This is a genomic window from Streptomyces sp. NPDC006174, from assembly GCF_040614075.1.
GTDB lineage: Bacteria > Actinomycetota > Actinomycetes > Streptomycetales > Streptomycetaceae > Streptomyces.
Genome location: NZ_JBEXTJ010000001.1, coordinates 743,335 through 763,898 on the forward strand (window position 1 = coordinate 743,335; position 20,564 = coordinate 763,898).

20 protein-coding genes are annotated in these 20,564 nt (G+C 71.6%); 7 read left to right on the forward strand and 13 right to left on the reverse strand.

What is annotated here, in order from left to right; translation table 11 throughout:
* Positions 1–47: 47 nt before the first annotated feature.
* Positions 48–1,082: an LLM class flavin-dependent oxidoreductase gene (locus ABZ267_RS03400; protein WP_356748045.1), complete on the reverse strand. Its 1,035-nt coding sequence runs from the start codon at positions 1,080–1,082 to the stop codon at positions 48–50.
* Between the two features lie 225 nt (positions 1,083–1,307).
* Here ABZ267_RS03400 and ABZ267_RS03405 point away from each other — a divergent pair, with 225 nt between their 5' ends.
* A complete protein-coding gene (locus ABZ267_RS03405) occupies positions 1,308–1,637 on the forward strand; it encodes an ATP/GTP-binding protein (RefSeq protein WP_356748047.1) in 330 nt (109 codons plus the stop codon).
* A gap of 19 nt (positions 1,638–1,656) precedes the next feature.
* Here ABZ267_RS03405 and ABZ267_RS03410 read toward each other — a convergent pair whose 3' ends face one another.
* The 7 genes from ABZ267_RS03410 to mce form a co-directional block, all read right to left on the reverse strand.
* Positions 1,657–2,514, reverse strand: coding sequence for an ABC transporter permease subunit (locus ABZ267_RS03410; RefSeq protein ID WP_356748049.1), 858 nt, complete (start codon positions 2,512–2,514; stop codon positions 1,657–1,659).
* Positions 2,511–3,671 (reverse strand): ABC transporter ATP-binding protein, encoded by a 1,161-nt coding sequence (locus tag ABZ267_RS03415; protein WP_356748051.1) that lies wholly within the window; start codon positions 3,669–3,671, stop codon positions 2,511–2,513. Before ABZ267_RS03415 ends, ABZ267_RS03410 begins: the two co-directional genes overlap by 4 nt.
* A gap of 139 nt (positions 3,672–3,810) precedes the next feature.
* Positions 3,811–4,590, reverse strand: coding sequence for an ABC transporter permease subunit (locus ABZ267_RS03420; RefSeq protein WP_356748053.1), 780 nt, complete (start codon positions 4,588–4,590; stop codon positions 3,811–3,813).
* A 5-nt stretch (positions 4,591–4,595) separates the two neighbouring features.
* Entirely contained in the window at positions 4,596–5,618 is a 1,023-nt protein-coding gene (locus tag ABZ267_RS03425) for an ATP-binding cassette domain-containing protein (RefSeq protein ID WP_356748055.1), read from the reverse strand.
* Between the two features lie 78 nt (positions 5,619–5,696).
* The gene (locus ABZ267_RS03430; RefSeq protein ID WP_018509889.1) at positions 5,697–6,635 is read right to left on the reverse strand and encodes a cellulose-binding protein; all 939 of its coding nucleotides are present in this window, start codon (positions 6,633–6,635) and stop codon (positions 5,697–5,699) included.
* A 292-nt stretch (positions 6,636–6,927) separates the two neighbouring features.
* Positions 6,928–10,821, reverse strand: coding sequence for a polarized growth protein Scy (gene scy, locus ABZ267_RS03435; RefSeq protein ID WP_356748057.1), 3,894 nt, complete (start codon positions 10,819–10,821; stop codon positions 6,928–6,930).
* Between the two features lie 201 nt (positions 10,822–11,022).
* Positions 11,023–11,451 carry a methylmalonyl-CoA epimerase gene (gene mce / locus ABZ267_RS03440; RefSeq protein ID WP_019762239.1) on the reverse strand — a complete coding sequence of 143 codons (429 nt, stop codon included), beginning with the start codon at positions 11,449–11,451 and terminating at the stop codon, positions 11,023–11,025.
* A gap of 145 nt (positions 11,452–11,596) precedes the next feature.
* Here mce and ABZ267_RS03445 point away from each other — a divergent pair, with 145 nt between their 5' ends.
* Together ABZ267_RS03445 and meaB are read left to right on the forward strand one after the other, a co-directional pair.
* Complete coding sequence (locus ABZ267_RS03445) at positions 11,597–12,802, forward strand: acetyl-CoA C-acetyltransferase (RefSeq protein ID WP_356748059.1); 1,206 nt, start codon at positions 11,597–11,599, stop codon at positions 12,800–12,802.
* 41 nt (positions 12,803–12,843) lie between these two features.
* Complete coding sequence (meaB, locus tag ABZ267_RS03450) at positions 12,844–13,812, forward strand: methylmalonyl Co-A mutase-associated GTPase MeaB (protein ID WP_356748061.1); 969 nt, start codon at positions 12,844–12,846, stop codon at positions 13,810–13,812.
* Positions 13,813–13,893: 81 nt separating this feature from the next.
* On the opposite strand, the gene ABZ267_RS03455 is transcribed toward meaB, so the two are convergent.
* Complete coding sequence (locus ABZ267_RS03455) at positions 13,894–14,619, reverse strand: PepSY domain-containing protein (protein WP_356748063.1); 726 nt, start codon at positions 14,617–14,619, stop codon at positions 13,894–13,896.
* A 119-nt stretch (positions 14,620–14,738) separates the two neighbouring features.
* Here ABZ267_RS03455 and ABZ267_RS03460 point away from each other — a divergent pair, with 119 nt between their 5' ends.
* Both ABZ267_RS03460 and ABZ267_RS03465 read left to right on the forward strand, forming a co-directional pair.
* Positions 14,739–15,401 carry a response regulator transcription factor gene (locus tag ABZ267_RS03460; protein WP_356748065.1) on the forward strand — a complete coding sequence of 221 codons (663 nt, stop codon included), beginning with the start codon at positions 14,739–14,741 and terminating at the stop codon, positions 15,399–15,401.
* A complete protein-coding gene (locus ABZ267_RS03465; RefSeq protein ID WP_356748067.1) occupies positions 15,398–16,846 on the forward strand; it encodes a HAMP domain-containing sensor histidine kinase in 1,449 nt (482 codons plus the stop codon). The genes ABZ267_RS03460 and ABZ267_RS03465 overlap by 4 nt, the downstream gene beginning before the upstream one ends.
* A gap of 62 nt (positions 16,847–16,908) precedes the next feature.
* Here the strand turns inward: ABZ267_RS03465 and ABZ267_RS03470 are convergent, their stop codons facing one another.
* The 4 genes from ABZ267_RS03470 to ABZ267_RS03485 form a co-directional block, all read right to left on the reverse strand.
* A complete protein-coding gene (locus ABZ267_RS03470) occupies positions 16,909–17,385 on the reverse strand; it encodes a MarR family transcriptional regulator (protein WP_356748068.1) in 477 nt (158 codons plus the stop codon).
* A 149-nt stretch (positions 17,386–17,534) separates the two neighbouring features.
* Complete coding sequence (locus tag ABZ267_RS03475; protein WP_356748070.1) at positions 17,535–18,287, reverse strand: AIM24 family protein; 753 nt, start codon at positions 18,285–18,287, stop codon at positions 17,535–17,537.
* Between the two features lie 43 nt (positions 18,288–18,330).
* The gene (locus tag ABZ267_RS03480) at positions 18,331–18,981 is read right to left on the reverse strand and encodes an AIM24 family protein (RefSeq protein WP_356748072.1); all 651 of its coding nucleotides are present in this window, start codon (positions 18,979–18,981) and stop codon (positions 18,331–18,333) included.
* Positions 18,981–19,613 carry an AIM24 family protein gene (locus tag ABZ267_RS03485; RefSeq protein ID WP_356748360.1) on the reverse strand — a complete coding sequence of 211 codons (633 nt, stop codon included), beginning with the start codon at positions 19,611–19,613 and terminating at the stop codon, positions 18,981–18,983. Before ABZ267_RS03485 ends, ABZ267_RS03480 begins: the two co-directional genes overlap by 1 nt.
* Before the next feature lie 276 nt (positions 19,614–19,889).
* On the opposite strand from ABZ267_RS03485, the gene ABZ267_RS03490 reads away from it, so the two are divergent.
* The gene (locus tag ABZ267_RS03490; protein WP_018509878.1) at positions 19,890–20,240 is read left to right on the forward strand and encodes a DUF3817 domain-containing protein; all 351 of its coding nucleotides are present in this window, start codon (positions 19,890–19,892) and stop codon (positions 20,238–20,240) included.
* Positions 20,237–20,530 carry an MTH1187 family thiamine-binding protein gene (locus ABZ267_RS03495; protein WP_096628391.1) on the forward strand — a complete coding sequence of 98 codons (294 nt, stop codon included), beginning with the start codon at positions 20,237–20,239 and terminating at the stop codon, positions 20,528–20,530. The genes ABZ267_RS03490 and ABZ267_RS03495 overlap by 4 nt, the downstream gene beginning before the upstream one ends.
* Positions 20,531–20,564 lie beyond the last annotated feature (34 nt).

The following is a 20,564-nucleotide window of genomic DNA, read 5'->3' on the forward strand; positions in this document are numbered from 1 at the left end:
CTCCACGCTCCACCGCGAGGTCGTTTCGCATGTACAGGCGGCGCAGGTCAGGTGAGCAGCGGCAGCACGTCCGCGCCCAGGCGCCGTACGTTCTCCTCGGTCGCCGCCAGGTCGCCCGACCCCTCCACCAGGAGCGCGAAGCGGGTGATGCCGGTCCGCTCGGCCGTGGCCGCGAGCCGGTCGGCGGCCAGCTTCGGCGAGCCCACCGGATGCAGCCCGCAGAGCAGTTCCGCGTACGCCACCGGGTCCCGCATCACGCGGTGCCGGTCGTCGACCGTGACATGCGCGTCCAGGCCCTGGCGCAGCCAGCCGGGCATCGTCTTTACTAGCGTCTCCGCCGCGTCCCCGGGCCCGTCCGCGATCTGGGCCACCCCTGCGGACACATGTGCGGCCCGCTCCACCACGTCCGGCGGATGTCCGGCCTCGCGGGCCGCCGTACGCCACAGAGCGACCATCTCCGCCTTCTCCTCGTCCCCGCAGTGCATGCCGAGCAGCATCGGCAGCGCCCGGCCCGCCGCCAGCCGCACGGTCTTCGGCGAGGTGCACGCCACGATCACCTCGGGACCCTCGGCCGAGCCGTCGGCCAGCAGCTCGTCCGCGCGCGGCACCACGGCCACCTCGCGGAAGCCGAACCGCTCCCCGCGCCCGGCGACCCGCGGCTCCCGCAGCCAGTCGAGCAGCAGCTCCAGCGCCTCCGGGAAGCCGTTCTCGTACGCGTCGAGTCCACCGCCGAAGACCTCCAGGTCCACCCACGGCCCGCCCCGGCCGACCCCGAGCGAGAACCGTCCGCCGCTGGTCAGGTGGAGCAGCGCGGCCTGCTCGCCGAGCGCGACCGGATGGTGGTTGGGCAGCACGCTGACGGCGGTGCCGACCCGGATCCGCCGGGTCCGGCCGAGGATCAGCGCGGCCAGCGTGGTGGCGGACGGGCAGGCCCCGTACGGCACGAAGTGGTGCTCGGCCAGCCACACCGAGTCGAGCCCGGACTCCTCCGCCGCCTCGGCGGACCGGACGGCCCGGTGCAGGGCCTCGCCCGGTCCCTGGCCCGGGAACTGAGCTGCCAGAACGAACGTTCCGATGCGCATCGCGTGTTGCCTCCTCGCGGCCGACGCGTGTCTCCCCCACTGGCAACAACGTCTGACACGTGCCAAAGGCACGGTCCGAGGTGAAGTTGTTGCGATTTTCCGCTAACTCACTCCCGTGCCCGATCGTGCCGTACCGCGCCGCCCTTCCCGACCCGACACCTGCCCCTGGCGCCAGCCTCTAGGCTGGGAGCACGACCTGCCCGTGCCGCCCCCGTGAGGTGTCCCGTGTCCCCGCGCCGCAACCGCCCCCGTGGCGGCGAGAGTCCCGACGAACACCCCGGTACGGCGCTGGGACGGTACGGCGGGGGAGGGGCCACCGAGAGCTGGCAGGGCGACGAGTGGTCGATCCGCCCGGTGAGCGGCGCGAGCGCGCAGGGCAAGCGGTACCGCTGCCCCGGCTGCGACCAGGAGATCCCCTCCGGCGTCCCGCACCTCGTGGCCTGGCCCGAGTTCGGCGGCATCGACGACCGCAGGCACTGGCACAAGGCCTGCTGGAACGCGAAGGACCGCCGCACCACGCGGGTGCAGCGGTCCCGGAACGCGCCGCGCTACTGAGAGTCGTACGTACGCCGGCTCAGACGTCGCGCCGGTCCAGCGCCAGATAGGCACCGCCCATCGCCACGGCCGCGACGCCCAGCATCAGCAGCAGCGGCTCCCAGCCGGACGGGCCGGAGTCGGTGACCGCCGTGCCGTACAGCGCGCCGAGCTGGTTCGGGATCGAGTACTCGAAGAGGAAGCGCTGAAGGTCGCGCAGGCTGTCGGAGAACATGAACATCGCGAGGACCAGCGGCAGCAGCACCACGGCGATCATGACCGTGATGGCGCCCGCCGAGTGCCGGACGATCGCGCCGACGGCCAGCGACAGCAGGCCGAGGGCCGCGATGTAGAGCCCGACGCCGACGGTGGCGCGCAGCCACACCGAGCCGGAGTCGACACCGGCGCCGAGGATCGCCGTCTGCGCCACCGCGACGACCGTGGCGGTCACGGTGGTGATGGTGAAGGCGAGCAGGAAGAAGACGATGGCCTTCGCCGTGAGCACCCGGGCCCGGCTGGGGCAGGCCGTCAGCGTCGTACGGATCATGCCGGTGCTGTACTCGGAGGCGATGGTCAGCACGCCGAGGGTGATCACACAGATCGAACCGAGCAGCACTCCGAAGAAGCCGAGGGCCACGACCGGCTCACCGGCCAGATCGGTGTCGGCGGCCGCGATCAGCAGCGCGGACATCAGCCCGATCGCCACCATCAGCACGATCATCACGCCGAGCGTCCAGAGCGTGGAGCGGACGGAACGGATCTTCGTCCACTCCGAGGCGATCGCGTCGCCGAGCGTGGCGTGGCGGATCGGGATCGGCGACTCGTAGTACCCCAGCGGACCGCCCGGCCGCCCGGGCTCCGGCTGCTGGTGGGCCTGCTCGGCGGCCGGCGTCGTCATCGGGGGTCCTCGCTGGTCTTCGTCCCGGCCGCGTCGGCGGGGGAGGGTTCGGGTGCGGTGGCCGGGGCCGGGGCCGCGTACGGGTTCTGGCCGGGCGGCGGCGGGGCGTACCAGCTCTGCTGCGGCACCTCCGCGGGCTGGGGCTGTCCGGGGCCGTAGCCGCCGGGCGCGTCACCGTAGGAGCCGTACGAGGGCCCGTACGGCCCCTGCGGAGGCTCCAGGAGGCCCGCCTTGGCGTCGTCCGTCGAGCGGTAGTCCACGACGCCCTGCGTCATCCGCATGTACGCCTCCTCCAGCGAGGCCCGGTGCGGCGACAGCTCCCAGAGCCGTACGTCGGCGCCGTGGGCCAGGTCGCTGATCCTCGGCAGCGGGAGGCCGGTGACGCGCAGCGCGCCGTCCGGCTCTGACATCACGCTGCCGCCCGCCTCGATGAGCGAGGACGTCAGCTTCTCCCGCTCCTCGGAGCTGTTCTCGGGAACCCGGACCCGGGCGAAGTCGGCGGAGTTCGCCGAGATGAAGTCGGTGACGCTCATGTCGGAGAGCAGCCGGCCGCGGCCGATCACGATCAGGTGGTCGGCGGTGAGGGCCATCTCGCTCATGAGATGGGACGAGACGAAGACCGTGCGGCCCTCGGCCGCCAGCGTCTTCATCAGGTTGCGGACCCAGTGGATGCCCTCCGGGTCCAGACCGTTGACCGGCTCGTCGAAGAGCAGCACCTGCGGGTCGCCGAGCAGCGCCGCGGCGATCCCGAGGCGCTGCCCCATGCCGAGCGAGAAGCCGCTGGAACGGCGCTTGGCGACGTCCTGGAGCCCCACGACGCCCAGCACCTCGTCCACCCGCCGGGCCGGGATCCCGGCCAGCTGGGCCAGCGACAGCAGATGCGTGCGCGCGGTCCGGCCACCGTGCACCGCCTTGGCGTCCAGCAGCGCGCCGACCTGGCGCGGCGCGTTCGGCAGGCTCCGGTACGGGTGCCCGCCGATCGTCACATGGCCCGCCGTCGGCCGGTCCAGGCCGAGGATCATCCGCATGGTCGTGGATTTGCCCGACCCGTTGGGACCGAGGAAGCCGGTGACGGCCCCCGGCCGCACCTGGAAGGAAAGGTCGTCCACGGCCGTCTTCGCGCCGTAGCGCTTGGTCAGGCCGACTGCCTCGATCATTCTCCAGCCCCATCGACTCACTCTGTCGTTCGGGGCTCGGGCCGCCAGGCCGCACACCCCCGTAAGAGATAGGAGGATAACCAGGGCCTGACGGTTCCGGCCAAGTTCCGCACAGCCCGCGAGCGGTCCGTTACAGCGTTTACGCGTCCCGGTTCTTCAGCACCAGGTAGCCGCCGAGCACCGCCGCCGCCACCCAGGCGACCATGATCGCCATACCGGTCCAGGGCCCGTACGGCGACGGATCGCTGCCCATCGCCTCCGGGACGACCTGCATGATCCTGGCCCCGGCCTGGTCGGGGAAGTAGCGGATGACGTCCTTGGCGTACGGCACCGCGGTCAGGATGTTGGAGATCAGCAGGAAGAACGGGATCAGGATGCCCATCGACAGCATGGGACTGCGCAGCATCGCCGCGACGCCCATGGAGAAGATGGCGATCAACCCCATGTAGAGCCCGGCGCCGACCACCGCCCGCAGCACGTTCTCCTCACCGAGGTCGGTGCCCCGGTCGCCCAGCACGGCCTGGCTGAGGAGGAACGAGACGAAGCTGGTGAGCAGGCCGACCACGAGGGCCAGCGCGCCGGCCACCGTGATCTTGCTGAAGAGGAGCGTGCCGCGCTGCGGCACGGCCGCCAGCGAGGTGCGGATCATGCCGGAGCTGTACTCCGTACCGACCACGAGCACGCCGAACACGATCATGGCGAGCTGGCCGAGGACCGTCCCGGAGAAGCTGACGAGCGTCGGGTCGAAGGTGAGCCGCTCCGCCTCGGAGAGATCGTCGAACGTGGTGTTCACCAAGGCGCTCACGCCCGCGCCCATGGCGACCGTGACGACGAACGCGCTGATGAGCGTCCAGGTGGTGGAGGAGACCGTACGGATCTTGGTCCACTCGGAGTTGAGGACCGCGGGTACCGAAGCCATCGTCGTCAGGCCCCCTTGTTCTCGGTGCCGTCGGTGGATCCGGGAGCGGTGGTCCCGCCCGGCTTCTGCCAGCCCTCGCCCCAGCCCGCGTCCACGGCCGGCGGAGGTTCGGTCCCGCCCGGCCCGGAGTGCGCGTGGTACTCCACGGAACCGGCGGTCATCTGCATGAACGCCTCCTCCAGCGAGGCCCGCTGCGCACTCAGCTCGTGCAGCACCAGCTGGTGACGGGCCGCCAGTTCACCGAGCTCCTCGGTGGTCGCGCCGTCGATCTCCAGCGTGCCGCCGTCCGCCTCCACGGCGGTGAACCCCTCCTGGTGCAGCACGTCCCGCAGCCGCTCCCGCTGCGGTGAGCGCAGCCGTACGTAACTACGGGAGTTCTCCTGGATGAAGTCCGCCATCGAGGTGTCGGCGAGCAGCTTGCCCTGGCCGATCACGATCAAGTGGTCCGCCGTCAGCGCCATTTCGCTCATCAGGTGCGAGGAGACGAAGATGGTCCGGCCCTCGGTGGCGAGCGTCTTCATCAGGTTGCGGATCCAGTGGATGCCCTCGGGGTCGAGGCCGTTGACCGGCTCGTCGAACATCAGGATCCGCGGATCGCCGAGCAGCGCCGAGGCGATACCGAGGCGCTGGCCCATGCCGAGCGAGAAGCCCTTGGACTTCTTCTTCGCGACCGCGCTCAGACCGACGGTGTCGAGCACCTCGGAGACCCGGCTGCTCGGGATGCGGTTGCTCTGCGCCAGGCAGAGCAGGTTGTTGTACGCGCTGCGGCCGCCGTTCATCGACTTGGCGTCGAGAAGCGCCCCGATGTACTTCAGCGGTTCCGGCAACTCGTGGTACGGCTTGCCGTCGATGCGCACCGTACCGCTGGTCGGGTTGTCCAGATCGAGCATCATCCGCATCGTGGTGGATTTACCTGCCCCGTTGGGGCCCAGAAAGCCGGTCACCATGCCCGGTCTGATCTGGCACGTCAGATGGTCGACGGCAACCTTGCTGCCGAACCGTTTGGTCAGTCCTTCGAGCTCGATCATGCGCACACGCTAGAACGGCCGCGCGCCCGGCGCCACCACAAAGGCGGAACCGGGCGCGCGGAAGGAACCGCTCCGGGGTCAGCGGGTCTGCTGGGCCGGAACACCACGCTGGGCGGGCTCGTCGTCCACCGGGGAGCCGGCGGCGGCCACCGCGGCACCGGTCAGCGTCGCCAGCATCTCGCGGACGTTGGTCAGCTGCGCGTTGATGGAGTCGCGGCGGTTGGTGAGCGCCGCCAGCTCGCGCTCCGATTCGCTGCGGATCCGGTCGGCCTTGGCGTTGGCGTCGGCCACGATGTCCTCGGCCTGGCGCTGCGCGGTCTCCACCGTCTGGCGGGCCCGGCGCTCAGCGTCCGTACGGAGCTTCTCGGCCTCCAGGCGGAGCTGCTCGGCGCGGTGCTCGATCTCGGCGAGGCGCTTCTCGGCCTTGGCCTGACGGGACGCGAGGTCGCGCTCCGACTGCTCGCGCCGCTTGGCGAGGTTCGTCTCGAAGTCGGCGGCGGCCTGCGCGGCCTTGGCGCGGGTCTCCTCGAAGAGGGCGTCGGCCTCCTCGCGCTTCTGCTGGGCGTCCTTCTGGGCGTCGGAGCGGAGCGTGTTCGCCTCGCCCTGGGCCTTCTCGACGATGCGGACGCCCTCGTCCTCGGCCTTCGACTTGCGCTCGGCCGCGAAGGACTCGGCGTCGTTGCGCACCTGCTGGGCGGCCGACTCGGCCAGCTCGCGGTGCTGCTCGGCGGCCCGACGGGCCTCCTCACGCAGGTCCTTGGCCTCCTCCTCGGCGAGGCGGAGGATCTTCTCGACACGGGCACCGAGGCCGGCGTACGACGGCTCGGCGTCGTTCACCTGGGCCTGGGCGTTCTGCGTTTCGAGGTGCAGTTCCTCGATGCGCTTTTCCAGAGACGTGATGCGGGCCAGGGCACTATCACGGTCGGCGACGAGCTTGGTAATGCGGTCGTCCACCTGACCGCGGTCGTAACCACGTCGCACGAGCTCGAAGCCGAAGGGGGAGGAAGGGTCACTCATGGGGTTCCTGTCGAATGAGACCGGTGAGGTGATAGGGGAATCCTAGGGGCCATGGCGGCGTGTCAGCGTGCAGATGTCGGTTTGATCTGGAGAATGACACCCCTTTTGAGTGGCTGACCCCCGGAGTGCTTGCCACTCGAAGGGTTGAATGTCCATGACGAGCACGCGCCCCCGAACGCCTGCCGCCTCCCCCGTTTCTCCCCCGTACATCTGTTGGATCCCGTACGTTCGTCGGTTCCGTATGTCCGCCGGACCTGCCGCTGGCTGTCGGACCTGCCGCTGCCTGTCGGACCTACCGCTCCGAGGACTTGCCTCCCGAGCGCGTGCCCGCCGCGGCGGGAGCCTTGCCGCCGCCCTGCTGACCGGGCACCGGTTTCGCGCCGCCGCCCGGAGTCTCGAAAGACTCCAACGCCTCCAGCACGTCCTGGACACGGGAGATCTCCGTATTGATGTCCTCGCGCCTGCGCACCAGGACATCCAGCTCGCGTTTGCCCTCGGCGACCGTCTTCTCCGCCTCGGCCGCCGCGTCCGCCCGCAGCTTCTCCGCCTCGCGGATCAGCCCGGCCTTCTTCGTCTCGGCCTCCTTCAGCAGCGACTCGGCCCGCTTCACCGCGGCGATCCGGACCTTGCTCGCCTCCGAATTGGCCTCCGCGATCAGCTCCTTGGCCTTCGCCTCGGCCTCGTCGCGCTGCTCGGTCGCCGCCTTCATCAGGTTGTCGACGCGCTCGCCGGCGGTCTTCATCTGCTCGGACGTCTCGCGGCGGGCCCGCTCGTGGAGCTCCTCGATCTCGCTCTCCAGCCGGGCCCGCAGCTCCTCGGCCCGCTCCCGGATCTGGGTCGCGTCGCGCCGCGCGCCGACCAGCAGCTCGTCGGCGTCCGTACGGGAGCGTTCCACCAGGGTGTTGCCCTCGACCGTCGCCTCGGAGGTGATGCGCTCGGCCTCCTTGCGGGCCGCGCCGACCATCGTGTCGGCCTGCGTCTCGGCCTCGGTTGCCGTACGCAGCGCCTCCTCGCGGGCCTTGTTGATGAGCTGGTCCGCCTGCTCGGCCGCGTCCGCCCGGCGCTTGGCCGCCGCCTCGCGCGCCTCGTCCAGCAGGCGGTCCGCCTCCTGGCGGGCCTGCGAGCGCAGCTCCTCGGAGACCGACTCCGCCTCCGTGCGCAGCCGTTCGGCCTCCTCGCTGGTGCGGGCGGCGTGCTCCTGCGCGGAGCCGAGGTGCTCGGCCGCCTCGGTACGGAGCCGCTCGGCCTCCTCGGTGGCCTCGGCCAGCAGCCGGTCGGCCTGCTCGCCCCCGTCCTTGCGGCGCCGGTTGGCCTCGGTGGTGGCCTCCACGACGAGCTGCTCGGACGCCTGGGCCGCCTCCTGGCGGATGCGCTCGCTCTCGGTCGTCGACTCACCGATGAGCCGGTCCGACTGGGCCGCCGCCTCCGAACGGATCCGGTTGGCGTCCTGCCGGGCCTCGGCACGGGCCTTCGCCGCGTCCTGCTCCGCCGACGCGAGCGCGTCGGACGCCTCCGTACGGACGCGCTGGCTGTACTCCGAGGTGTCCGCGCGCAGCCGCTCGGACTCGGTGATCGCCTCGGAGACCGTCCGCTCGGCCAGCGCCTTGGCGGCCTCGGTCTCCTCGTGGGCCTCCTGGCGGAGCCGCGCGGCCTCCTGGTTCGCCTCCTGGCGCAGCCGGCTCGCGTCCTCGGAGGCGCGGTCCCGCTCGGCGTGCGCGTCGGCGCGGACCCGGTCCGCCTCCGCCTGCGCCTCGTTGCGGGTGCGCTCCGCGGCATGCTCCGCCGTCGAGCGCAGCCCGGCGATCTCCTCCTCGGCCTGCTCCTGGAGACCGGAGACGGAGTCGCGTACCTGCTGGGCGGTCTGCTCGGCCGCCGAGACCAGCTCGGTCGCACGGGCGTCCGCCTCCGCGACCAGCCGCTGCGCCTCGGCCTGTGCCTCCTCCACCCGCTTGCGGGCGGAGGCCAGCAGCTCCTCGCTCTGCTCGCGGGCCCGCTCGCGCTCCTGGCCCGCTTCCGTACGGGCCGCGCCGAGGATCTCCTCGGCCTCGCGGCGACGGCGTGAGGCCTCTTCCTGCGCGGCCTCCAGCGCCTCGGCCGCCTCGGCACCGACCCGCTCGGCGGCCGCTGCCGCCTCCGCGCGCACCCGGCCGGCACTCTCCTGCGCCTCGGTCCTGAGCCGCTCGGCCTCGGCGGCGGCCTCGCTCCGCAGCCGTACGGCGATGTTCTCGCCCTCGGCACGGGACTGCGAGGCGTCCGCCGCGGCCTCGTCACGGAGCCGCTCGGCCTCCGCCTCGGCCTGCTCGGTCAGCGTACGGACGCGCTCGGCGGCCTCCGCGCGCTGCCGCTCGGCCTCCTCGGCCGTCTCGCGGCGGAGCCGCTCCGCCTCCGTACGCGCCTCGCCGAGCGCCTCCTCGGCACCGGCGAGCCGGGCCTCGGCCTCGGTGTGCACCCGGTTCAGCTCGTGGGCGGCCTCGGCCTGCCGCGCGGCGACCGCGCGCTCGGTCTCCTCGCGCAGCCCGGCGGCTCCCCGCTCGGCCTCGGCGGTGGTGGCCGCCGCCTGCTCCTCGGCCTCGGCCCGCATCTTGTCGGCCTCGGCGCGGGTGCGCTCCAGCGTCTCCTCGGCCTGCTTGCGCAGGGTCGCCGCGCGCTCGGCGGCCTCGGCGCGGATGCGCTCGCTCTCGCCGTTCGCCTTGGTGCGCAGCTCGTCCGCGTCGGAGCGCGCCTCGGTCAGCAGCTCCTCCGCCTTGCGCGCGCCCTCCTCCAGCTGCTGGACCGCCTCACGGCGGGCCTCGCCACGGATCCGCTCGCCCTCGGCGACCGCCTCGGAGCGCAGCTGCTCGGCCTCGCCACGCAGCCGACGGGCCTCCTCCTGGAGCTCGACCGTCTTGGCCCGGTACTCCTTGGTGTCGTCCTTGGCCGCGCCCTTGAGCTCGTCCGCCTGCTCGGCGGCCTCGCCGCGCAGCCGGTCCGCCTCGGCCTCCGCCTCGCGGCGGATCCGCTCGGCCTCCTCGCTCGCGGCCTTCGTCGTCGACCGCGCGTCCTCGGAGGCCTTGGTCAGGACCTCCTCGGCGGAGCGGGCGGCCTTGGCGAGCTGGGCGGCGGCGTCCTCGGCGGCCGCCGTACGGGCCTTCTCGGCCGCCTCGGCGACCAGCCGGTCGGCCTCGGCCCGGGCGTCGACGAGGGCCCGCTCGGCCTCCTCCTTGAGCGTCTCGGCGCTCTTGGTGGCCTCGCCGACCAGCCGGGCGATCTCCGACTTGGCCGTACGCGTGCGCTGCTCGTTCTGCGACTCCGAGGCGGCCAGCTTCTTGGCGGCCGCGTCCTTCGCCTCGGCGAGGACCTTCTCGGCCTCGAGACGGGACTCGCGCAGCCGGGTCTCGGCCTCCTGGAGCCGCTGCTCGGCGGCCCGGTTCAGCTCGGCCGTCTGCTGGCGGGCCTGCGAGGTCTCCGCCGTGGTGCTGGAGCGCAGCTGCTCCGCGTGGCTGGTCGCCTCCTGGGCCTGCGCGGAGGCCGCGCCGAGCATGCGCTCGGCGTCCTTGCGGGCGCGCAGCAGGATCGCTTCGGCCTCGGTCCTGGCGCTCTCGGCCTCGGAGCCGACGCGCTGCCGGGTCTCCTGCGCCAGCCGCTCGGTCTCGGCCCGGGCGGCGGCGAGCGCCTGCTCGGCCTCGGCGCGGGACTCGTCCAGCAGCCGGCGGGCCTGCGACTCGGTGCGGGCCCGCAGCTGCTCGGCCCAGGCGACGTTCTCGTTGACGTGCGACTCGACGGTCTGCCGGCGCTCGGCCAGCTCCTGGTCGAGCTGCTGCCTGCGCTGGACGGCCTCGTTGTGCAACTCCGCCTGGAGACGCGCCTGGTGCTCGGCGTGCTCCTGGAGGATGCGCTGCGTCTGGGCCCGCGCCTCGCGCAGCTCGCGCTCGGCGTCGCTGCGCAGCTGCTCGGCCTGGATCTGCGCGTTCCGCAGCATCTGCTCGGCCTGGTAGCCCATGTCCGCGCTGTCGTAGGCGGGACGGGTCGCCAGACTGCGCCGCGCCTCGTGCAGCTTGGCGCGCAAGACCTCGACCTGGTAACCGAGGTCCTCGGCGTGCTGGACGGCCTTCTCGCGGTCGGTCCTCAGCCGGTCCATCTCGGCTTCGAACCGCGAGAGATGGTCGTCTTCAGCTCGGTGGCTCTCCTGGCTTTCGTAGCCCCGCACTGCGCGGTCCCATCCTTCCCGAGCTCTCAACTCTGTTCGAGCAGGGGAAACCCCAACCCTGGTCGCAACTCGCCACGAGTATCCCTCGCCGGCGAGCGGTCCCCCGGGGAATGGTGACAGACGAACGACGAGGACGCGGTACGGCCCCGACCCGGCCCCGGCCCGGAACCGCCCACTCTACCGGGCCGGGTATGTGCCGGGTCAGTGCTCCGGGTTGCTCGTGACCAGTTCGGTGAGGACGCCGTGGCAGTCCTTGGGGTGCAGGAACGTGATACGGGAGCCCATCGAACCCGTCCTGGGCTCGTCGTACAGCACGCGGACGCCCTTCTCGCGGATGTCCGCGGCGTCGCCGTCCACATCCGCCGTACCGAAGGCGATGTGGTGGACGCCCTCCCCGTTCTTTGCCAGCCACTTGCCCACGGCCGAGTCCTCGCGGGTCGGCTCCAGCAGCTGGAGGTACGAAGCCCCGCCGTCCGAGGTCTCGTTGATCTTGAGCATGGCCTCCCGGACGCCCTGCTCCTCGTTGATCTCGCTGTGGAACACCTCGAATCCGTACGTGGCACGGTAGAACTCCACCGTCTTGTCCAGGTCGAAGCAGGCGATCCCGATGTGGTCGATACGCGTCAGCATGGATTCAGCATGGCTTCGCGCCACCGCTCCCGCCACGGTTACACAACGTGCGCGCCGTCACACCGGCTGCCGGATGACTGGCGCGTGAGTGCTCAGTACATTCAGGTAAACCCTCGTTCACATCCGATCCCAAGGGGCCGTGCCCATGCCAGCAACGACCGGTACCACCACCTCAGTGATCGTCGCGGGCGCCCGGACGCCCATGGGCCGTCTCCTCGGCTCGCTGAAGAGCTTCTCCGCGGCCGACCTCGGCGGCGTCGCGATCAAGGCGGCCCTGGACCGGGCCGGGATCGGCGGCGACCAGGTCCAGTACGTGATCATGGGCCAGGTGCTCCAGGCCGGCGCGGGCCAGATCCCGGCCCGCCAGGCCGCCGTCAAGGCCGGCATCCCGATGAACGTGCCCGCGCTCACCATCAACAAGGTGTGCCTCTCCGGGCTCGACGCCATCGCGCTCGCCGACCAGCTCATCCGCGCCGGTGAGTTCGACGTCGTGGTCGCGGGCGGCCAGGAGTCCATGACCAACGCACCGCACCTGCTGCCGAAGTCCCGCGAGGGCTACAAGTACGGCGCGATCGAGATGCTGGACTCGATGGCGTACGACGGTCTCACCGACGCGTACGAGAACATCCCGATGGGCGAGTCCACCGAGAAGCACAACAGCCGCCTCGGCCTCGACCGCGCCGCTCAGGACGAGATCGGCGCCCTCTCCCACCAGCGGGCCGCCGCCGCGCAGAAGAACGGGATCTTCGAGGCCGAGATCGCCCCGGTCGAGATCCCGCAGCGCAAGGGCGAGCCCGTCGTCTTCGCGAAGGACGAGGGCATCCGCCCCGAGACCACCGTCGAGTCGCTCGGCAAGCTGCGTCCGGCCTTCGCCAAGGACGGCACGATCACCGCGGGCACCTCCTCGCAGATCTCCGACGGCGCCGCCGCGGTCGTCGTGATGAGCAAGGCGAAGGCGCAGGAGCTGGGCGTGGAGTGGATCGCCGAGATCGGCGCCCACGGCAACGTCGCGGGCCCCGACAACTCGCTCCAGTCGCAGCCTTCCAGCGCCATCCGGCACGCGCTGCAGAAGGACGGCCTGAGCGTCGAGGACCTCGACCTGATCGAGATCAACGAGGCGTTCGCCGCCGTCGCCGTCCAGTCCATGAAGGACCTCGGCGTCAGCTCGGACAAGGTCAACGTCAACGGCGGCGCCATCGCGCTCGGCCACCCGATCGGCATGTCCGGCGCCCGGGTCGTCCTGCACCTGGCGCTGGAGCTGCGGCGGCGCGGCGGCGGCACGGGTGCTGCGGCGCTCTGCGGTGGCGGCGGCCAGGGTGACGCGTTGATCATCCGCGTCCCGGGCAAGTAACCCCGTACGTAGACAAGGCGAGGCAAGGCGAGAACGGAGCGGTGAACGTGGACCTGGACGTCCCCACGCTGGTCGAGCAGGCGCGAGCAGGCAGGCCGCGTGCGGTGGCCCGGCTGATCTCGCTGGTGGAGGGGGCGTCGCCGCAGCTGCGCGAGGTGATGGCGGCGCTGGCCCCGCTGGCGGGCCATGCGTACGTCGTCGGCCTGACCGGTTCGCCGGGCGTCGGCAAATCCACGTCCACCTCCGCGCTCGTCTCCGCCTACCGCCGCGCGGGCAAGCGGGTCGGCGTCCTCGCCGTCGACCCGTCCTCGCCGTTCTCCGGCGGCGCGCTGCTCGGCGACCGGGTCCGGATGTCGGACCACGCCTCCGACCCCGGCGTCTACATCCGATCCATGGCCACCCGCGGCCACCTCGGCGGCCTCGCCTGGTCGGCCCCGCAGGCGATCCGGGTCCTGGACGCGGCGGGCTGCGACGTGGTCCTGGTCGAGACGGTCGGCGTCGGCCAGTCCGAGGTGGAGATCGCCTCCCAGGCCGACACCTCCGTCGTCCTGCTCGCGCCCGGCATGGGCGACGGCATCCAGGCGGCCAAGGCCGGAATCCTGGAGATCGGCGACGTCTACGTGGTCAACAAGGCCGACCGAGACGGCGCCGACGCCACGGCCCGCGAGCTGAACCACATGCTCGGCCTCGGCGAATCCCGCGCTCCCGGCGCCTGGCGCCCGCCGATCGTCAAGACGGTCGCGGCCCGGAACGAGGGCATCGACGAGTTGGTCGAGGCCCTGGAGAAGCACCGCGCCTGGATGGAGGAGCACGGCGTCCTGGCCGAGCGCCGCACGGCCCGCGCCTCCCACGAGGTCGAGACGATCGCGGTCACGGCGCTCCGCGAACGCATCGCGGACCTGCGCGGAGACCGCCGCCTGCACGCACTGGCGGAGCGGATCGTGGCCGGCGACCTGGACCCGTACGCGGCGGCGGACGAGCTGGTGGCGGGGCTGACCGAGGGCGCCTGAACATGCGGTGAAGGCCCCTGGAGAGCGGCGTGTGCCGCTCTCCAGGGGCCTTCTCGCGTACGGGCCTTTGTGCGCGGTGCGTCAGCCCTCGTCGCCGTCGCGGTCGTCGTTCCGGTCGTCGCGGTCGTCCGCGCGGTCGTCCCGGTCGTCGTCACCGTCGTCGTCGCGGTCCACGGTGACCTTGGCGGTCTTCGCGTCGACCCTCAGCTCGTGCTGCTTGCCGTCCTTGCCGGTGATGTCGACGTCCCAGCGCAGGACGTTGCCCCGGCGGCCGTCGTCGTCATCGTCGTCCAGGTCGATCGACGTGATGGTGCCCGGCGCGGTCTTCAGGGCCGCGTCCGCCGCCTGGTTCAGCGTGACGGCGGAGGAGCGGGGCGCGCTGCGGTCGCGGTCGTCGTTGTCGTCGTCGTCCCGGGTCTTGAGGACCTTGCCGTCGGTGGCGTCGACCGTGACGTCGTGCCAGGTCTTGTCGGAGCCGTACACGTCCAGCTCCCAGACCGTGCGGCCGTTGTCGTCGTCGTCACCGTCGTCGTCCAGCCCGGCCTCCGTGACCGTGCCGGGAACGCTCTTCAGTGCGGCCGCAACGGCCTGGTCGAGCGTGACGCGGGTGGTCTTGGCGTTGCCGCTGTTGCCGGAGCGGTCGTCGTCCCGGTTGTCGTCCGAGCGGTCCGTGCCCACCGTCGGCTGCTGAGTCGTCGTACCGGTCCGGCGGTCGCCGTCGTCGTCCGCGAAGGCGACGGTGGCGGCGGCCGTGCCGCCGATGAGAACGGCGGCGGTGACGGCTGCGATGGTGACGTTGCGCTTCATGAGGTTCCTCCCCGAGAGCTGCTGTGCTGGTTGACGGGGTCCACACTGCCGACCTGATGCTGAACGCAGCCTGAAGCCACCTGAAGGCGTCTTCAGGTGGAGTTTGCGAGGCTGTGCGCATGCGCCTGTTGATCGTGGAGGACGAGAAGCGTCTCGCGGTGGCCCTCGCCCGCGGACTCACCGCCGAGGGCTTCGCCGTGGACGTCGTGCACGACGGGCTGGAAGGGCTCCACCGGGCGAGCGAAGGCGGCTACGACCTCGTCATCCTGGACATCATGCTGCCCGGCATGAACGGCTACCGGGTCTGCGGTGCCCTGCGCGCCGCCGGACACGAGGTGCCGATCCTCATGCTGACCGCCAAGGACGGCGAGTACGACGAGGCCGAAGGGCTGGACACCGGCGCCGACGACTACCTGACCAAGCCTTTCAGCTACGTCGTCCTCGTCGCCCGGGTGCGAGCGCTGCTGCGCCGACGCGGCGCCGGGACCGCCGCGCCGGTCCTCACCGTCGGCAGCCTCCGTATCGACACCGCCGCCCGCCGCGTCCACCGCGGCGAGGACGAATACACCCTTACTGCCAAGGAGTTCGCGGTCCTGGAGCAACTGGCCCTGCGCGCGGGCCAGGTGGTCAGCAAGGCCGAGATCCTGGAACACGTCTGGGACTTCGCCTACGACGGCGACCCGAACATCGTGGAGGTCTACATCTCCACGCTGCGCCGCAAGTTGGGCGCTTCCTCCATCGTGACGGTGCGTGGCGCCGGCTACCGGCTGGAGGCGGGATGAGGTCCGTACGGGCCAGGGCCGCCATCGGCGCCACCCTGGTCGTCGCCGTGGCCCTGGTCGCGGCCGGGCTCGCCGTGCTCGCCGTGCTGCGGACCAACCTGATCGACCAGGCGGACCTCCAGGCGGAGGTGGCCGCCCGCGAGGTGGCCGGTCAGCTGGCCCTGGACACCCGGTACGAGGATCTCGACCTGGACGACGAGGAGGACCACCCGGTCCAGGTCACCGACGAGGAGGGCCGGGTGGTGTTCGTCTCGAAGGGGCTCCAAGCCGTCTCCGGGACCCGGTCGCCGGGCGTCAGCCCCGTACCTTCCGCCTCGGTCGGCGCCACACCTTCGCCCGGTGACGACGACGACGATGACGACGACGGCGGCGGCGCCAACGCGCGGCCCGCCCGCGGTGAGGTCTCCTCCGACGACCCGGACTTCTCCGACGGCACCGCCACCGTCGGCGGCAAGCGGGCCGACTACCGGTTCGCCGCCGTCGAGGCCACCACGCCCGCCGGGCTGACCCTCACCGTCCACGCCGGCGCGCCGCTCGCCGCCGAGCAGGAGGCGGTGAACACGGTACGCGGCGCCATGCTGACCGGGCTGCCGGTCCTGCTGGCCGTCGTGGCCGGAGTGACCTGGCTGGTGACCCGGCGCGCGCTGCGGCCCGTGGAAGGCATCCGCCGCGAGATGGCCGCGATCACCGCATCCGAGGACTTGGCCCGCCGCGTTCCGGAACCCGACTCACGCGACGAGATCGCCGCGCTGGCCCGGACGACCAACGAGACGCTCACCGTCCTGGAGGCGTCCGTGGACCGGCAGCGGCGGTTCGTCGCGGACGCCTCCCACGAGCTGCGCTCACCGATCGCCTCGCTCCGTACCCAGCTGGAGGTGGCCGAGGCCCACCCGGAGCTGCTGGACCTGCCGGGCGCGGTCGCCGACACCGTACGCCTCCAGGCGCTGGCGGCCGACCTGCTGCTGCTCGCCCGGCTGGACGCGGGCGAGAAGCCTGGCGCCGCGCGGCTCGAGGCCGGGGCGCTGGTGCGCGAGGAGGTGTCGCAGCGGACCGGGGACCGGATTCCGGTGACCGTGGAGGTGGCCGAGGACGCGTCGTACGAGGTGAACGGGTCGCGCGGGCAGCTGGCGCGAGTGGTCGGCAACCTGCTGGACAACGCTCAGCGGCACGCGGAGGGGCTCGTCGCCGTGTCGGTGGCGGCCGACGGGTCCGGCGTGCGCGTGGAGGTCCGCGACGACGGGGCCGGCGTACCGGAGGACGAGCGGGAGCGGATCTTCGAGCGGTTCGTCCGGCTGGACGACGCCCGCAGCCGCGACGACGGCGGCGCGGGTCTCGGCCTCGCCATCGCCCGGGACGTGGCCGCGCGCCACGGCGGCACGCTCACGGTCCACCGGGCTTCGGAAGGCGGCGCGGCCTTTTGGCTGTGGCTGCCGCGCGCGGTGTGACCGGAGCCGTACGCCGCCACGGCCTGACCGGCCCCGTGAAGGCGCCGGTCAGGCCGTACGCGTCACGGCTTCCCGCGCCGCCCGCGCAGGTGCTCCGCGATCGGCGTCAGCGCCGCGTGCAGCTCCGCCAGCGCCTCCGGCGAGAGCAGGTCCATGAAGTGGTGGCGCACCGATTCCACGTGGTGCGGAGCGACCGTGCGCATGGTCTCGGCGCCGTGCTCGGTGAGGACCGCGTACAGTCCGCGCCGGTCCGACTCGCAGTGGGTGCGGCGGACCAGGCCCGCCGTCTCCATCCGGGTGATCTGGTGCGAGAGCCGGCTCTTGGACTGCAGCGTGGCGGCGGCGAGGTCGCTCATCCGCATCCGCTGTTCCTCGGACTCGGAGAGGTTGACCAGGATCTCGTAGTCGTTCATGGTCAGGCCGAACGGCTGGAGGTCCTTCTCCAGCTGGTGCGTCAGCAGCCTGCTGACGTCCAGGTGGGTGCGCCAGGCGCACTGCTCCGTGTCGCTCAGCCAGCGGGTGGCCGTCTCGGTCTCCATATATCGATTCTACCTAAGATGTTGAAAGCCGGACGAAATTAAGCGGTGTGACGACACGCACCCCGGAACCGCCGGAGTGGCGACAGGCCGGTTGGCAAGGACCGGCGGCTGGGAGCAGACGTTCGACGTCACACTCCGCAGCCTACCGCTCACAAGCCGAAGCGACGCTGGAGGTCCCCCAGCTGGCCGGGCGTGCGCGGTACGGAACCGCCGCCCGGAACGCCCGGCTGGCCCGGCACCGCGCCCGTCGCCTGCTCCGCCATCAGCGCCTCGCTGGACTGCATCAGCACCGTGCCGGCCCCGACGAACTCGAACTGGTGCTCCTCGCCCGAGGTGCCGCCGATGCCCGTCAGTGACCGGATTCCGCCCATCACGCCCGTCATGTACCCGTGGTCGTAGTGGTGGCACGGCGACGGGCAGTCGGCCCAGCCCACCAGCGCCTGCGGATCGACCCGCAGCGGCGGCTCCATGAAGACCACCGGCCCGTTCGACGCGGCGACGAACTTCCCGGTACCGATCAGCGTCACGAAGCCCGGCACGATCGACTGCTTCAGTGCGAGCGACGGATCGAACGCCAGCAGGTTCCCGGACCGGATCGTCAGGTTGCCCTCGTCCAGGTCGAAGGAGTTCACATCGAAGGCCCGGTCGGCCAGCAGCATCTTCCCGCTGCCTTCGGCCACCACCCAGTCGCTCGCGTGCAGCGGAGAGTGGAAGCTGGAGCGCACCAGCCGGTCGAACCGGCCGTGCCCGATGCCGTCGAAGTTGATCTGCCCGTAGTAGGCGATCATCTTCCCCTTCTGCAGGAACCACCGGCTCCCTTTGAGCTCCACGCAGAAGGTGTAGGAGTTGACGTTGTCGTCCGAAGGCAGGGTCATCGGATCGAAGATCACAGGGGCACTCACGACTTCTCCTCGATCCGCTTCTCCCCGATGGTCACGGGCGTGCTCACAGCTTCTCCTCCGAGGCCTGGACGTACACCGCGCCGCTCCCGCTCAACTCCAGCTGGAACGCCTCGCCGGAGCCGCGACCCACCATGTCCCGCCAGCCGACGGCCGTGGAGAGCTTGTTCCGTACGTCGCCGTGGTGGGCCACGTACGCCTGCGGGTCCACGTGGATGTCCCGGCCCGGCGCGATCGGCAGCTCGATCACTCCGCCGTGCGCCATCACCGCGACCGCGCCATGGCCCTTGAGCGTCGTGGTGAACAGGCCCTGGCCGGTCACCTGGCCGCGGACCATGCCCATCACACCGCCCTGCGAGCCCATGAACATCGTGCCCTGCTGGAGCGAGCCGTCGAAGGCCAGGAGGCGGTCGGCCTCCACGTACAAGGTGTCGCCGGCCAGGTTGATCACCTGGATGTGGTGGCCGCCGTGGCCGAACATCACCGTGCCCGAGCCCTCCACCGTCATCAGCGGCGTCGCCTCGCCCGCCACCCGGCGGCCGATCATCGACGCGAAGCCGCCCTGGCCGCCCTGGATGTTCGGTGTGAACGACACCTCGCCGCGGTAGGCCAGCATCGCGCCGCGCTGGCTGAACAGCCTCTGGCCCGGGACCACCGTGGCCTCGACCATCTTGGAGTTGATCTCGCGGAACGGCATCAGACATCGCCTCCGACGGTGTTGCGCTCGCTCGGCTGTACGTAGACCAGGCCGTCGCCCTCGAAGCGCATCTGGAACGCCTCGCCCGAGCCCTCGCCGATCAGCGTCCGGAAGTTCACACCGCTCTGGAGCTGCTGCTGGAGGTGGCCCTGGTGCGCGATGTACGCGCCGGGGTCGACCATCAGCGGATACTGCGGGGACACCCGCAGGACCAGCGCCGTGCCGTCCGACATGATCGCCGCCTGGCCGGTGCCCTCCACCGTGGTGGTGAACAGCCCGTTGCCGCTCGCGCCGCCGCGCAGCCCGGTGAACGTCGTCCCGGTCCGCAGGCCGGAACCGGTGGCCAGCAGGTTGCTCGCCTCCACGTACAGCTTGTCGCCGTGCAGCGAGACCAGGCTGATCTCGCTCGCGCGGTCGGCGAAGTAGCAGGTGCCCTGCCCGGACACCTCCATCAACGCCATCTGTTCGCCGGTCAGCCGGCGGGTCACCATGCCGCGGAGGCCCTCACCGCCGCCGGACAGTTTCTTGAAGCTCATCCGGCCGTCGTACGCGACCATCGAGCCGTTCTTCGCCTTGACGGCATCGCCCGTCAGATCGACGGCGAGCGTCTTGCTGCCTTGGAGTCGGAACATCGCCACGCGACGAAGGTAGCCGCCCGCCCGCCGCCCGGGCCAGGTCCTACGGAACCGTTACGCCCCTGATGCTCCCCTGACGCGTACCTGGACCGGCCCTGATGGTGCGCGCCCCGACCGGCCCTGATATGCGGCGATACGCGCGCCCGGGTGATGAGCGGCCCCCGGCGGCCGGGACGGACCGGCGCGATGCCACAATGGGGGCGGCTTGTGCCCGCGTTCACAAGCCCGTACGACACCGCCCACACACGACCTCCTCCCATCGAAGGTGCCCCTGTGGACATCAAGACCGCCTCCGCCCTGCACCGGCTGCGCCTCATCTCGCTTCCCGAGGCGCTCTCCTTCCCGGCGCTCCTCATCTTCGGCTCGCTGCTCATGCGGGTCTCGGACATCGACTTCCTGATGCCGCCTCTCGGCATGATCCACGGCATCCTCTTCACGATCTACGTCGTGTTCCTGCTGGACGTCTGGATCAAGGCCAAGTGGCCGCTCAAGCGTGTCGCGCTCTTCTTCCTCCTCGCCGTCATCCCGTTCGGCGGCCTGTACGGCGACAAGCTGCTCAAGAAGTACGAGGCCGACGGTGTCATCGCCGCCCGCGCCCGCCGCGAGGGAACGGTCAGCGCATGATCGTCGCGTTCTCGGTCTCGCCGCTCGGTGTCGGTGAGGACGTCGGCGAGTACGTCGCCGACGCCGTGCGGGTCGTACGGGAGTCGGGTCTGCCCAACCGGACCGACGCCATGTTCACCTCCATCGAGGGGGAGTGGGACGAGGTCATGGACGTGGTGAAGCGCGCCGTGGCCGCCGTCGAGGCCCGCGCCGGACGCGTCTCCCTGGTACTGAAGGCCGACATCCGGCCCGGTGTGACCGACGGTCTGACCTCGAAGGTCGAGACGGTGGAGCGCCACCTCGCGCCCTGACGGACCGTCCGGCGTCCACCGCCCCGCGTTCACC